General features: G+C 54.5%; 7 protein-coding genes and 5 pseudogenes. 6 read left to right on the top strand and 6 right to left on the bottom strand.

The window, feature by feature from the left end:
- On the top strand, positions 1 to 1,618 hold a 1,618-nt coding region (locus KG088_RS19105; RefSeq protein ID WP_213828154.1), incomplete at its 5' end, for a hypothetical protein.
- A 283-nt stretch (positions 1,619 to 1,901) separates the two neighbouring features.
- On the opposite strand, the pseudogene KG088_RS20205 reads toward KG088_RS19105, so the two are convergent.
- Positions 1,902 to 2,057: pseudogene (locus KG088_RS20205) on the bottom strand (IS1380 family transposase); the annotation flags it as partial.
- Between the two features lie 9 nt (positions 2,058 to 2,066).
- Between KG088_RS20205 and radC the strand changes: the two are divergent.
- Positions 2,067 to 2,378, top strand: a pseudogene (gene radC, locus KG088_RS19100) (RadC family protein); the annotation flags it as partial.
- 144 nt (positions 2,379 to 2,522) lie between these two features.
- Here the strand turns inward: radC and KG088_RS19095 are convergent.
- From KG088_RS19095 to KG088_RS19080, 4 genes are all read right to left on the bottom strand, one after another.
- Entirely contained in the window at positions 2,523 to 3,188 is a 666-nt protein-coding gene (locus KG088_RS19095; protein WP_213828150.1) for a hypothetical protein, read from the bottom strand.
- A gap of 207 nt (positions 3,189 to 3,395) precedes the next feature.
- Entirely contained in the window at positions 3,396 to 3,983 is a 588-nt protein-coding gene (locus KG088_RS19090) for a hypothetical protein (protein ID WP_213828148.1), read from the bottom strand.
- A gap of 183 nt (positions 3,984 to 4,166) precedes the next feature.
- Positions 4,167 to 5,474 carry a hypothetical protein gene (locus KG088_RS19085; protein WP_213828146.1) on the bottom strand — a complete coding sequence of 436 codons (1,308 nt, stop codon included), beginning with the start codon at positions 5,472 to 5,474 and terminating at the stop codon, positions 4,167 to 4,169.
- Positions 5,475 to 5,532: 58 nt separating this feature from the next.
- Positions 5,533 to 5,907, bottom strand: coding sequence for a DUF427 domain-containing protein (locus KG088_RS19080; protein WP_213828144.1), 375 nt, complete (start codon positions 5,905 to 5,907; stop codon positions 5,533 to 5,535).
- 884 nt (positions 5,908 to 6,791) lie between these two features.
- Between KG088_RS19080 and KG088_RS19075 the strand changes: the two genes are divergently transcribed.
- The 3 genes and pseudogenes from KG088_RS19075 (at position 6,792) to KG088_RS19060 (ending at position 12,780) form a co-directional block, all read left to right on the top strand.
- Positions 6,792 to 9,581, top strand: coding sequence for a PAS domain-containing protein (locus KG088_RS19075; RefSeq protein WP_213828142.1), 2,790 nt, complete (start codon positions 6,792 to 6,794; stop codon positions 9,579 to 9,581).
- Positions 9,582 to 9,948: 367 nt separating this feature from the next.
- Positions 9,949 to 10,773: pseudogene (locus tag KG088_RS19780) on the top strand (GGDEF domain-containing protein).
- Between the two features lie 336 nt (positions 10,774 to 11,109).
- Positions 11,110 to 12,780 carry a putative bifunctional diguanylate cyclase/phosphodiesterase gene (locus KG088_RS19060; protein ID WP_213828136.1) on the top strand — a complete coding sequence of 557 codons (1,671 nt, stop codon included), beginning with the start codon at positions 11,110 to 11,112 and terminating at the stop codon, positions 12,778 to 12,780.
- Here the strand turns inward: KG088_RS19060 and KG088_RS20200 are convergent.
- Positions 12,773 to 12,952 (bottom strand): annotated as a pseudogene (locus KG088_RS20200) (IS481 family transposase); the annotation flags it as partial. The gene KG088_RS19060 and the pseudogene KG088_RS20200 overlap by 8 nt on opposite strands.
- Positions 12,953 to 13,096: 144 nt before the next feature.
- On the opposite strand from KG088_RS20200, the pseudogene KG088_RS20135 reads away from it, so the two are divergent.
- Positions 13,097 to 13,165: pseudogene (locus KG088_RS20135) on the top strand (DUF4113 domain-containing protein); the annotation flags it as partial.
- Positions 13,166 to 13,989 lie beyond the last annotated feature (824 nt).

Genomic DNA, 13,989 nt, shown 5'->3' with positions numbered 1-13,989 from the left:
GGAGGATGACCGTGGCGGGCACGCGCTTGCCCTGGAAGCCGAGATTCTCGGAGTGAATGTGGCGACGGACGGTGGCGAGCAACTCGCGGCGCTGTCGCTGGAGGACATGCCCCCGATTGCGTTGAAAACAGATGCCGACGAGGCTGCGCCGGTCCATGAAACGGTCCACCTCGCCCGGCCACGCGACATACTCGCGGCGATAGCCGCGGAAACCGCAGCTGACGCCGCCGAGCTGTTCGAGTCGGTCTATCCCTCTACGTCCCAAGACTCCTTCGACAGGCAGGATGAGATCACGGATCTTGCAACTTCGTCGCATGACATCGATCTGGACGGGTTCTGGATGTCGGGCTACGGCGCTCTGGCCGACTACGACCTCGACCACGGGGAGTATGGTTTCAAGTATGTCGAACTGACCTACCCGGATAATACCTCGGGTAACGAGAAACGAATCCGGCGTCGCGACCTTCTGCGCTTGGCGAATACGAGCGAGAGATCCGGTGTAAGGTTCGCGATGTCCGAGGTAGAGGCGCGGAGTCTTCGCGCCGCCTTGCAGGGTGCGGATGCCCCGCTCCGTGCGCGACTCGCCGTGCCAACGCCGGTATCCGGCACGGCCATCCTTCCGCTGACGGCGGAGCTGGTGGAACTCGTCGTCTTGCGACCAGGCAGCGACCCGAAGATACTCAACGACGACGAGGTCATCGCGCGCATTGGCCTCGAGCAATCATCGAGTGCGCAGCCGAACGGCGTTGCACAGAGTGACGACGGATCTGCGGGCGGGGCGACGGCGGACGCCTACGACGTTCTTGGGCTGCGTGTCGGGCAGCCTTTGGCCGAAGGCCTTGCGCTTGCCCAGACTGAGTTCGAACCGGAGACGACCCTTTACGGGCACCGCGACATCTGGATCGATGCGAACGTTTCGCGGAATATCGAGGCGACAACGCCGCTTGCGGAGTCGGTGATACTGGTGCGCAAGGACGCGCGCGATTTCCTCACGATCTTTCACGAGCCACTCGTCGAGGACGATCCGATCACGGGAATAGCCCGAACTATCATGTTTGCCGAAGGTTCTCAGCCCAGACCGGAGGCAATTCGGGATCTTCTGGTCGAGAAATACGGGGAGATCGGCAGCGAGGAGGACAGTACCTATCTGTGGTCACGAACCCGTCAGGCCCCGATACCGAAGGCGCAGGGCGAGATGAGCGTGGGCGATCTCATCTCGCTTTCCACCGCTGAGCAGTACCGGAAAACAGACTCGTGGGTCTGTGGCAAGCAGGTAAAAATGATTGCCTTTACGGTTGCCGATAAAATGCGAAGATCTCGGGCATACGGCATCCCGGCCTTTGAAGCCGAATATCCACTAGTCGACGACGCTAGAGAGCCAGCACCCCACCCGGAGGCTCAACCCCTCTGGCCCATCAATGTTAGCAACCTCCTGAATCCCCAATGCGACACCGATATGGTCGTGGCCGCAATCCAGCAAGACGACTCGGGCCTTGTTGCTGCATTGCGTGTACTGGTGACGAGCCGGGCTTACGTCGCAAACATCAAGGAGGCCGCCCAGGCGGCTTTGCTCAAGCGGAATGCGGCGGAACAGATGGCGTCAGAGATTGACTTCTAGGTCACAGGGGACTCGGCTGTCCGCCTGAGTCTCAATGAAGATCACGGCCTGCTTCAGAGCTCACTCGGAGTTGTCAGGCCGTTGATGTTGTCGATTTATTGATTGCAGAATGGATAATTGCAGACCAACCTCGGCAAATTGCTGCCGCCGAAGCGCTCACATCATCCTGAATACGCGATGCCGTTGCAGGCACCCTCCCACTTTTCCTTCTGCCGGGCACGGTCAGCCCGGCGGCCGGTAGTCGCCACTCGCGTACTGCCTGGGGGGAGTCTCCGGCAGACGGTCAGCATGGCGACCCTCGCGGGTAACGCAGTCGGCTGCGCAGGGTGGTCAGCACCGTCAAGCGCCCGATATCCTGACCGACGTCGAGTATGATCTGACGTGCCTTGTGGATCACCACGGCGGCACGATGGACGAGTTCCTGCAGGTGCTGTTTCAGGGCTACGAGCACGAGGTGTTCAGCGTGCTGTTTCTGGACACCCAACACCGCTTCATCCGTTTCGAGACCCTGTTTCGCGGCACGATCGACTCGGCCAGTGTCTATCCCCGTGAAGTGGTCAAGCGGGCGCTGGCCTGCAACGCCGGGGCGGTGGTGCTGGTTCACAATCACCCCAGCGGCGATCCAGCCCCCAGCGACGCCGACCGGCGCATCACCCAGCGGCTGAAAGAAGCGCTGGGACTCGTGGAGATCCGGGTGATTGATCACATTGTGGTTGGCAGCGAAGGCTGCACGTCCTTTGCGGAGCGGGGGTATCTCTGAACGTAATCCATGCCATAACGCCGGTGCTGCCCAAATAGGGCGGCACCGGTTTTCTGTGCTTACATTCTTTTTTGTGTGAGGGCGACAATCGGCCAAAAGCGGTCTTTAAGAAAATCTTTATGCAATGCCAGTGCTAGGAAACTCTTAGAATGGCAAGTCATCTTCGTCAGGCACGCTGTTCCAGTGACCGCATAATTCGCAGGCTCCGGTCGAAGGGTTGGCTGCCAAAGCATGACAGAAATCGCAGATAAACTTTAAATCACTCGTTGCCCTAGCGCGCTGTTCATAACGTTTCTGGAATACTTCGGAAAAATAAGGGTTTCCTTCAAGCAAGGTCTGAAAGGTGTCATCTTTTTTTGAATGATAACCAAAGAAGTCGTGACCTAGTTCGTCTTTAGCAAAGTGAAGAGCGAAGCCAAGCTCACTTCCAACTATTTGCTCGGCCTCACTCTTGGTCGTTGACCACGAGTAGTGTTCAATGGCGTTTCGGGTATCCCGCAGCGACCTGATGAGCTGAATGGCCTCATCCGAAAAGTAAAGGCCTCCGATCTTACCCAGGCGCCAAAGTGCACCATCAACCGTAACTGTTCTTGCACTCAAACCCGGAAATTTATCGACGTTTTCCCACATTAATGAAGGGTGCACCCGGCGAAGGCGCTCTTTCAGTAGCAACTCTACTCCGTGCGCGACGCTAAGCACTGCCTGCTTCAGACGCTTCGCGTCGTCAGGTTCATCACGCCATGCCAGAAGATCAATTGTATGGTCGATTGAGTCAATGGCATTACCTAGAAGGTTAAACTCGATTCTCAAAACACTACTCCTGGATAACTAGAGTCAGTTTAGATTAAAGTTTTATCGTGAAATAATGCATTATTACGAAACCGTATCTTACCGGCATGGCCATTTTTGAGTCGTTAGCTTCAGTTGCTTTTAATAAGTATAGACTAACGTTCCTGACTCGGCCAATAGCGGTCATTCAGAGAGCGCTGATATAGCGCGACTCGTTGTACCCTGTTATTATTTTATATCTGGAAGCTGGCTGCAGACTTTTGTGCGATAATTTTCCTTAGAGATAAAATTGGCATAATGGGGAATTCCAATAACTTCAAACTCATTACCAAAATTCCTCGCGGCCACTTTCTCAGCATCTTTTCCAAATGCAACGATAACCGGATTCGAAACCCCAAGCACCGCTATTTCCTGGCGCAGTTTTTGAATATTCTCTCGCTCAAAGTCTTTGTTACTTTTCAGAAAGCTCATCATCTTTCCTGATGCCTTTTCTTCAAAGTCCTTGATGATGTCTGTCATGTAGGAGCCATAATAACCTGTACCTTTGAGAGCATATCGGATCTTGAAGTCTGTTGCCACCGACTTGGGATCATGGAAATTTGCAAGGGGTCGCTCAATTCTTCGCGAAATATTCAGTCCGAGTAAAATCGAATTTCCATGTATTGTATGGAGAAGATTCGAATTCACATCCGGATCCAGAATTGATAGGTCATCAATATTATCTTTTGGGTTGACTCCTTCGTCGGCCCATATAGCCCAGCTTGCAAAATGGCCAAATCTTTCACGTATCTCGATGAACTTTTCTTTGCTGATCATTTTTACTCCACATGAACGGCATGTCGACTTTGGGTCGCTTACTGCTCGTCATTCTATCAAAATAATCTAAATATCTCCATACGGCCAGGAGCGGTCTATCAGGTGACTGTGATGCAATGTTAATCCCATCAGTAACAACGGAGCGGAATTAACATCCAAAGTAATGAAAAATTAACTAATCTTTTAAGACAATACATCCACCGCCAAATTGTTCCAGGCAACCAAATCAGATTTCGTATAATTACCTGTCAGGTTCAAACTTTCAAATTTCTGATCTTCTGTGTAATTCATGCGTCTAAGATTCGCACCAACCCCCATGAAGGGCAAACACATCATTTTCATTTGTTTTATATTTGAATTGCCGTCTGCCTCTTTAAACCAGCCATTGCTAAAAGGAAATAGTTTTTCATATGCAGCAAGCGCGCTGTCTATTTCCTGTACGGGAATTCCAGTCTTTTTCGATAAAAGCTGATATTCATCATCCTTATAGTCATTAAGGACAAAGCCTCCAAAAAGCCACATGAAATTCTGCCAAAAAACAGGATATCTATAAAAATATGGTTCGTTTTTTATTGAATCCAGCGCGGTTAAAAAAGTCTCGGGAAGAAGATCCTTCAAAGAGAAATTTATTCCGAAATAGTTGGCTTCCTCTTCGATTCTTTCCTGAACGTTATTATCCTTAAAAAGAGTAAAATCGACCGCTGCTTTTAGAATTGCAATCCTCGACCTATGCTCAATAAAAGTTGATAAAGTAATATCCGTCAATTTACTGTGGTAAAAGGTGTTATTAAAAATATGGCTTGGTATCTTTTCATAGTCGTAATCAAAATCGCTTCCAACTGACTCATTGGCCACTTTTCGAGAGAGGTTTGGGTAAAGCTTATATAGAGTGTACAGCTTATCTGCGCGTTTTATCACATTTTTTGAAAAGAACACACTACTGTTAATGTCATGATAGTAGTCGTCCATAGCTTTGTAACTTTTTCTATTTTTAAGGCTCTTTTTCTTGTCCTTCAGCCGTTTAAGCAGCGCTCTCTCCATCCAATAACTGAACCTCCAACAGGAAACATCCACGGAATCTGCATGAGCTCCCTCTAGAAGATCAGACCGAGATATGTGTTCTTCATCATTGGGATGGCAGATCAACTTAACCCCAATATCATTAGCCTTTCTTACGTAAAACTCTTGGTTTGGTTTTTCCTGGCAAACAACTAAAGTTAAATTTTTTATGTTTAAATATTGTCCCCAACCCAACATTTTAAATATCTCAGAGAACCCCCAGCCGCCTGACTTGACCTCAATGAGTTTTTCGAAGGGTGGCTTGTTTTCAACGTAGTTGGTAAATATAATATCCAGCTCAAGAACCTCAGCTTCACCCCTGTCGATCACAGACTTTTCAATAAAAAAGCCTGCAGCTTGAAGATACGCAGCGACATAATCTTCAAACTCAACATCTTTCGGTAATTCGGGAAGTGAAACTGACTTGGCCATTTTAACACCCTGGTAATCATGTGTAGTTAATAGTGACTTTACCGCAAGCTATGATATTTCACTTGAACGCGCACAATGCATTTTCCGACATGTCGGCTTTGGGTCGATAGCTGTCACTCACTATTCCACTTATAAGTGCCAGCCTTCCCTCAGTCGCCTTCATCTCCTCCACAGGCTCCTCATAGTTCCACGCCACATCGGCCATATCGCCAAACGAGAAGAAAGTAGCATCACCATGGAAAGGGCAATGGGTCACGATCTCGGGAGGCACTAGCAGGTCCATCCGCTCATCGCCACGGGGAATATATTGCCGCGTTGGGTATCCGCTTTCGCGAAGTGCACATCTCAGTTGGGATCGGTGAACTGGGTGTCCACCATGATCTTCTGCACCCCGGTGGCGGGTGAGGCGGGGCTCGGTGGGGTCCGTCATCATGGGGCCATTCCTTGCGAATCAGCAGAACAGTTATAATCAGCTAATATTCATCCTAGCACCAAAGAATGATTTATCCCATGCGTGGGATCAACGGTCTGGCCGGAGTTCAGAGCCTGGACGGGGTTAGCGAGACTCGGCCTCAGCGGCCGACTGGCGCCGCCATTGTCAAAGCGTTTTCGGTCAACCTTGGCCGCCCGATGCAGGTGGTCGGTAGGCCTGGAAATCGACTCTCTAAACGTTTACTAGTCGCCGTTCCCCTAAATTGACAGGGATAGTCGACGCGTTCCGTGTCAGCTCCTCTCGGCCTTGAGGGGCTCGGGTTCGCACGCCGGCGGGCAATCTCCCGTAAGCCTATTCCCGATAGCATGTTGAAAGGACTCCTGAGCCTTTCGACCAGATGAGCTATTCAGTGGACAATCGTCGGTGCACTCCATCCAGCTGGGTCCAAAGGCCAGCTTCACGTCGAGGTCTACCCCGGGTAAGTAGCGCCGTGAACGAAGAGTACGGCCTCCTCCAGGTCACTCGCGGAGTGTCCTTCCGGAATTCGCTCCCGCACTTAGATTTCGATGCCGTCATCGGTCCTGCTCGTCAGCATGTGTTCCGAACGCTGTGTCTGGGCTGACACGGATGCGGAAGCGAGGAGCGCCGCCCGGCACTGCGCGTCGGTACCGTACTGGTCGAGAAAAGCCGGCAATGACAGCCTGACTGGAACTGGATGGGATTTCGAGCCATGGCACTAACTCCTTGAGTACCCATGTAATCCCAGCACAGCCCTCAGGTTGGCGTGATGACTGATCAACATGCGAAATTAGGATAATGTTAGGTTGTGAGTTCGATACCGTCCTGTAGCTTTGCTGCTGCAAGGACCCAGGGAGGACCGAGGCATGTCCGACAATTCACTCCTTATCAGCGCTGCCATCTTCGAGCATGCCCCTGTTGGCCTCGCCGCGTTGGATGTCGAAGGAGTCCTGGTGCAGGTGAATACCCACTTTGCCCGCCTGCTCGGTTGGCGCATCGAGCAAGTAGAGGGGTACCGATTGCGCGACCTGATTGTTGAACCTTACGGCGTGTATTTTACTGCTTGTCTGGCCGACATCGCTCGCGGCGCTCAGGTCGAGAGTCGTCTCGAAATCCCGCTCAGGCGTGGTGACCACGACATAACCTGGGTCAACATGACCCTGGTCCGGATGGCGGAATCTCCCAACGAGGGGCGACAACGACTCTCGATGATCGCGGAAATCCGGGAATGTCACGGCCAGCCCAGTCAGACGCTGGCGGACCGCCTGATGCAGGTCAGCCCAGACGTGGTTTATACGATGCGGCCCGACGACCTGGCAACCATGACCTTCGTCAGCCAGAACATGGCAACCGTTACCGGTTGGTCGCCGCAGACGCTGATAGGCCAGCCTGACTGGCTGGAGGAGCATGTCCATCCGGAAGATTTCCAGAGGGTTTATGGTGATCTGACCCGCTGGCTCGCGCGTGGTGCCCTGGGTTATGCCCGGTTTCACTATCGTCAACGCACTCCGGAAGGTCGCTGGCAATGGCTGGGTGATCAGCTGACGACGGTCCGGGATTCCCAGGGCCGAATCGTCGAACTGGTTGGGGCTTTTCGCGATGTTACCGACCAGGTCGAAATCACCCAGCGCCTGGAGATGCTTGCGCGCAACGTCCCGGGTGTGCTCTTCCAGTATCGCCAAGATCCAGACGGACAGTCCCATTTCATTTATGCAAGCGAGCGTGCGCTCGAGATCCTTGGCCTGCCTCATGAGGTGATGGAAGCCGATGCCTCTAAGGCATTCGACCGAGTCCATCGTGACGATCTCGCGCCGTTCCTGGCCAGCATCGAGGCATCACGACGCCATCTGACCCCCTGGCAGTTGCGACTGCGTCTCATGCATCCGCAGCGCGGGGAGATCTGGGTGGAAGGACGGGCCTCACCGGAAGTGGAAGAGGACGGAAGTGTACTCTGGCATGGTGTACTGCTGGATATCACTCGGCAGGTGGCAGCCGAGGAGGCATTGCAACAGAGCCGGACGGAACTGGCAGAAGCCCAGCAGCTGGCCCATCTGGGTAGCTGGATATGGAGTGTTGCCACAGATGACCTGCGCTGGTCAGATGAGACTTTCCGGATCTTCGGTGTGCCGCCCGACGCCTTTACTCCGACCTTCGAGGGTTTCTTGCAACGGGTCCACGATGAGGACCGCGAACGCGTTAGGGCAGCGGTGGGCGAGGCACTGCAAGGGTCGCCTTACCGGATCGGCTTTCGGATCCCGTGGCCAGATGGTTCCGAGCGCGTTGTCGATGCCCGAGGGTCGGTCGAGTTTTCCCCCAGCGAGCAGCCGCTGCGCATGATCGGGACGCTGCTGGACGTTACCCCTCTGCGTCACCTGGAAACCAACCAGAAACGCCTGGTGGCTATTCTCGAACACACCCCCGATGTGGTCGCCATGCTCGGACCCGAGGGATCCGTCTGGTATATGAACCCGGCCGGGCGTCGCCAGTTCGGGTTTCCGCTGGCGGTGGGCGAGCCCTGGCAAGCCGACACCGGATGGAATACCTGGGACCTGCCACCACACGCAGGAACGATCGAAGAGACGATACTCCGCTTCCATCCCGCCGCGGAGGCTGAGCGGATAATCCGCGAGGCCTTGCCCATCGCTCTGCGCGATGGTGTGTGGCAGGGGGAGACCCGATTCCTCGATGCCGCGGGGGAAGAGATACATGCCTCGCAGGTGATCATCGTTCAGCGAGATAGCGACGGGGCTATCTACCAGGCGTCGACGATTCTTCATGACATTACCCGCCTTCGCGCGATGGAGGCGGAACAGCGGCTGCTTGCCGCTACCTTCCGCAGTAGCCAGGCGATTTTCATCACGGATTCAGCGGGCATTATCCAGCGGATCAACCCCGGGTTTACGACCCTCTTGGGGTATACCTCCGAACAAGTAGTTGGCCAGACTCTTCGCATCTTTCACTCTTTTGTACAGAGTCCCGAATTCTATAAGAATATTTTTGATCAGATAGAAGAAAAAGGGTATTGGGAGGGTGAGATCTGGAACCAGCATCGCTCGGGGAAGGTAATCCCCCTGCATGAGTTCATCACGGCCATCTATGATCCCGGCGGTCGGCTCGAGCATTACATCGCGACCTTCTTCGATATCAGCCGACAGAAGGAATTGGAGAGCCGCCTTGAATATCAAGCTTTGTATGACTCACTCACGGATACAGCCAACCGACGTCAACTCGAGCCTCTCATGGAGCATGAAGCTCGCAGGGCAAGCCGTTACGGTAACCCCTGCGCTCTTGTGATGCTGGACCTGGACCACTTCAAGGCAATCAATGACACCTTCGGTCACGATCTCGGCGATGAGGTGCTACGCAGGGTCGTCGTGACACTGAAGGAGCGACTGCGTGACAGCGATGTCTTGGGTCGCTGGGGAGGTGAAGAATTCATTGTAATGCTACCCGACACGAGTGGTGATCACGCCAGGCAAATGGCCGAACAGCTACGCATTCGTGTCGAACGAACGGAGATTCCCGAGGTGGGGCATGTGACGATCAGCCTCGGGGTGTCCGAATATCATCCTGCCGAATCCATCAAGGATTGGATCAAACGAGCGGACGACGCCATGTATGCAGCCAAGAAAACAGGACGTAATAGAGTGGTATAAGACCGTTCGGCAGCATCTCACGGCGAATGAGAGGTGAGACACAGGGAGCGACGCACGAGAGGGAAATTCATTCGATCCGGGAACGTTGTCTCCGTCGGCCATGACACGTGATCAACGGAGACAACGCTTCCGGTTCGAGGGTTTTTCCACCTTTTCATTTTCCCCTGTATCTCTCGTCTCCATCGTCATTCCTCAACCCTTATATGTGAAACCCCATACCGCCACCCTCGTCAACATCACCAGGTCGAAACAACCGCGCGTCGGCGCACTCTCGCGTCTTCGCCGTGCCCGCGACACTGGAAGAGTAGCGGGTGCATGCCCGCACCCTTCAGAAGGTCGTGAGGATCGAAAGCACGACTAGTGGCAGATGTCGCGGTCGACAGGCGACGTGTTCTGGTCCGACGTCGTTTACGAGCTCTTCGGTGTCGACCGTCTGGCCTTTTCTCCGGTAAACGAGACGTTCCTGACGATGGTTCATCCACAGGACAGAGAGCGGGTGGAAAAAGGCCTGCCTCTCATGCGGGCATCGGGATGCCACGACATCACGTATCGGATCATCCAACCAGATGGCAGTCTCCACTGGTTACATGAAATGGCCGGCAATCCCGACCTCGACGACCCGGACACCCTGGTCGGCACGGTGCGCGACATTACCCAGCACAAGGAACTCGAGGAGAAGCTGAGACAGCAGGCCATCACCGATGTCCTGGCCGGCATCTACAACCGACGTTATTTCATGAGACGACTCAGGCAAGCCTTCGCTCATTATCGTCGCAGTGAACTAAGTGACGTCGTCCTGCTCCTGGACATCGATCACTTCAAGGCGGTCAATGATACCTACGGCCATGCCACCGGGGATCGGGTGCTGAAGTAACCCTGCGTCCTGTTCAGGGAGCGGTTCAGGCAGTCGGATGTGGCCGGACGCTTGGGCGGCGAGGAGTTTGCGGTCCTGCTGTTCGACAGTTCCGTGGAAGATGCTGCCAGGGTGGCGGAAGAGATCCGGGCAGCACTGGCCGGCATGGCGTTCCGCACGAATGACGGCACGATGTTCCAAGTGTCTGTCACCTGTGGCATTGCCAGTTTCGCCGCGGATGACGAAACGGAAGGCAATATCCTCCAGCGAGCCGATGATTCTCTCTACCTCGGCAAGCAAAGCGGGCGTAACCAGGTCGTCGTTGAGCAACACTTATGACTCGCAAGCACGTTGGCCCCATGGGGCGTTCTCAATCAATCAATAGCGCCTCGGTAGCTGCTTATGCTCTCACATCACAGCGCCTCAACCTGCGAATCGTCCGGACACTGCCAATCGCCCAAGTGACAGTTCGTGGTACGGCTCCTGGCCAGGCCGAACCGGTGTGAGACGTCGGCGACCCCTCATTCGCGACCACACCGGCCGGTTGGACGCTCTGGCGCGCGCAACATCCTGGGCTATGGCCATCCATGCCGATAGTAGACTACGCTAAACTCAGCCTTTCAGATGGCGACACGGGATTATTTTTCTAACCCACCTCACTAGTCGAGAATTTCTATGAAATCTACGGCCATGGGTTTAATCAGATCTCCATCTTTGATGCGGGCGAATCATTTGGCGAATCGCCATACCTTGAAATGTGGCGTACTAGCGCTTCTATTAGGCATGGGGGCCGGTGTCGTTTATGTCACGGGAGGTACGGCTTCCTCCTATCCCTACATAATGCTGATCCCAGTGCTGATTGCCGCCTCCTGGTACGCATTGCCCGGGGGATTAGCCGCGGCTCTAGCTGCAGGCATTTTAATGGCGTTCATGCCGCTGGATACGAGTCTTGGCAGCGACCAAAGCACCTTTAACTATCTTCTTCGTATCATGCTGTATTTGCTCCTGGGCGGCGTTGCCGGCTGGCTCTTCCAGGCGCGACGCAATGCTTTTGCCGCCCATAGAGAGGTGACCCGCACGGATCATCATTCTGGTCTCTCCAACCAGGTTGCACTCAATGAGGATCTCGTAGAGTGTTTGTCTCAACCGGAGATGATGGCGGGAAAGACCGGCGTGATAAAGGTGAAGATTACCGACATGGCGGACGTTATCGAGGCCTTGGGCCTAGCGGCGGCCGACGAGCTTGTCGTGACGATGAGCCAACGGCTCAGTCAGGCGCTTCGCCGGGGTAGCCAGGCCTACCGCATTAGCCCCGACGAATTGGCACTGGTGGTGCCCGATATCGAGCCGAGTGATCTGGACATTATCAGTCAGCGGCTGATAGAGGTCGGCGAAGAGAGTCACTTGATTCAAGAGGTGCCGGTTCGTGTTCAATTGGCAATGGGCAGCGCCATCGCCGAAGGCCAAAAGACGACGACAGAAGTGCTTCGAGAAGCGCGCATCGCGCTCTTGACGTCCGTTCGGCAGCGTGGGGAATATACGCACTTCACCCCCCTCTTCGACCAACGATCCCTAGCGTCTTTCAAGCTGATCGCCCGAGTCCGAGACGGCTTGGCCGCGAGGGAGTTTGAGCTGTTTTACCAACCCAAGATCCGCCTGTCCGATGGCCAGGTCTGTGGGTGCGAAGGACTGATCCGCTGGCGTGGTGACAATGGCAGGCTGATTCCGCCTGGCCAGTTCATGCCCAAGGTGGAGACTACCTCGCTAATGGGTCCGCTGACCTATTTCGTCATCCAAACCGCCGGTGATTTTTCCCGAAACCCTGGCAGTGAGTGCGCGGTCAGTATCAATATATCGGTCCATAATCTTTACGACGAAAAACTGCATGATCTGCTCTTCGATCTCGTCAACAAGACCAACGTGAGTCCTGAACGACTGGAAGTGGAAATCACCGAAAGTGCCTTTATCGGTGATATCGAGGCCGCACGCGATGCCATTCAGCGCATCCGTGATCTGGGTGTCGGGGTGAGTATTGATGATTTCGGAACTGGCTTTGCCTCGTTCGAGTACTTGCAGCACCTGCCCATCACGGGCCTCAAGATCGATCGTGCCTTTGTCGCCAACCTAGAAAGCGATAAGCGAGCGCGTAAGCTGATGGCCTGTATGATCGATATCGGTCACACCCTGGACCTGATCGTAACCGCGGAAGGGGTGGAGACGCTCCAACAGGAGAAGGTCCTGCGCGAACTAGGCTGTGACCAGGCTCAAGGGTTCTATTATTCGCCGGCCCTTCCCGTCGAGGAATATCTTGCCTGGTGCCAGAGTGCAAAACGTCCTCCTAACTGAAGGGCCCCGGCTGATCCATAACTCGCATTGTTTGAATAATTCTGGCCTCTTGGCCTCCCACTCTTTCATGGCTGGAATCGGTGCTTGATAGTGCAGCCCCCGGCGATTGATGAGTTTACAGCCAAAGGTGGCGTTTCAGCGTCTGCCCCAAGTCTTCGCCTGATACATGGCGCCCTGGTGGCGAGCGCGCTCAGGAAGATCAAACAATTCTGACAGGAAAGATGGGGAATCGCTTACAACGTGGAGGTGCGAGAGGGAAACCGCGCCAGGTTTCTGTTTACGTCGCATCCTGCCCGGCGCCGCCTGACACCTAAGACGCTGTGCGAACCGCACGCCGCGTTGGACCACGCGGTGGAGTGAGCTAGTCAACGTCAAAACTCGGTAGGAGCAGGAGCGACCGTTAGCTATGAGGAAGCCCAACCTTCACAGGTTGGGCTTTTACCTTTTCTTCCGTGTTTGCTCTTCACGGACATCCTGTCCGTGCATCCCTGTGTGCATTGAGCGGTCCATTCTCGGTCTTCCCTGATGAGCCCTCCATGACTTCATCTTACCGACTTTCCAGCGTCGCAACGATGAAGCAGGGTATGAAAGTATGTAAGAGATTGCCGATAGAAAGCCGGAGAACATTGCCCATCCCGGAAGGTCACGCCGGAAAGTGGCGTTGATCGGCTACGGCGCCTTCTCACCGGCCCAGTGCGGCCGATAGCCCCACCACAGCTCATCCATCATCATCGGCGCGGCGAACCGCCTAGGTGCCCGGCGTCACGTTGTAGCGGGGCGTCAGTTCGGTATCAGGCATCTCTAGCGGTAGTCGAAGCGACTCCGCAGGCACATGGGCCCCCTCCGTGGTGATCGCCAGGTGAAGGCGCCTTGAAGTCGTTTCGGATGCTTCATTGGAGACTCCCTCACGGTGGCATCGTCAGTGACGTGTCTCCGTACCCCACCCATTCGAAATGCCGCGGTCCTAACGTCGTCTCACCGTCCCACCGCTAGGCGCAGCGCTTCCCTCTCGCCTCTGCCTCCTGCGATGTTGCACTGCACCAATTCCTTTGCTATTGTGCACGTCATCAGAGCGGGGATCTCCCGTTCGTTCAGAACCTTGGAGGTTCTCACCATGACCAACGCATTTGATACCAAGCAGATCACCGATCAACTCGAATCCATGTTCTTCGCACCGGCTCGTGCCTACGCTGAGCTTTCCGTGAATTA

The organism is Halomonas jincaotanensis, assembly GCF_018448785.1.
Lineage (GTDB): Bacteria > Pseudomonadota > Gammaproteobacteria > Pseudomonadales > Halomonadaceae > Halomonas > Halomonas jincaotanensis.
Note: the sequence above shows the minus strand (reverse complement) of the source record. Positions and strands in the feature narration are given on the sequence as shown.

Bases quoted from the DNA above. Each gene is read 5' to 3' on its own strand.
- KG088_RS19075 (WP_213828142.1), top strand. From the start codon at position 6,792: ATGTCCGACAATTCACTCCTTATCAGCGCTGCCATCTTCGAGCATGCC.
- KG088_RS19085 (WP_213828146.1), bottom strand. From the start codon at position 5,474: ATGGCCAAGTCAGTTTCACTTCCCGAATTACCGAAAGATGTTGAGTTT.
- KG088_RS19080 (WP_213828144.1), bottom strand. From the start codon at position 5,907: ATGATGACGGACCCCACCGAGCCCCGCCTCACCCGCCACCGGGGTGCA.
- KG088_RS19060 (WP_213828136.1), top strand. From the start codon at position 11,110: ATGAAATCTACGGCCATGGGTTTAATCAGATCTCCATCTTTGATGCGG.
- KG088_RS19090 (WP_213828148.1), bottom strand. From the start codon at position 3,983: ATGATCAGCAAAGAAAAGTTCATCGAGATACGTGAAAGATTTGGCCAT.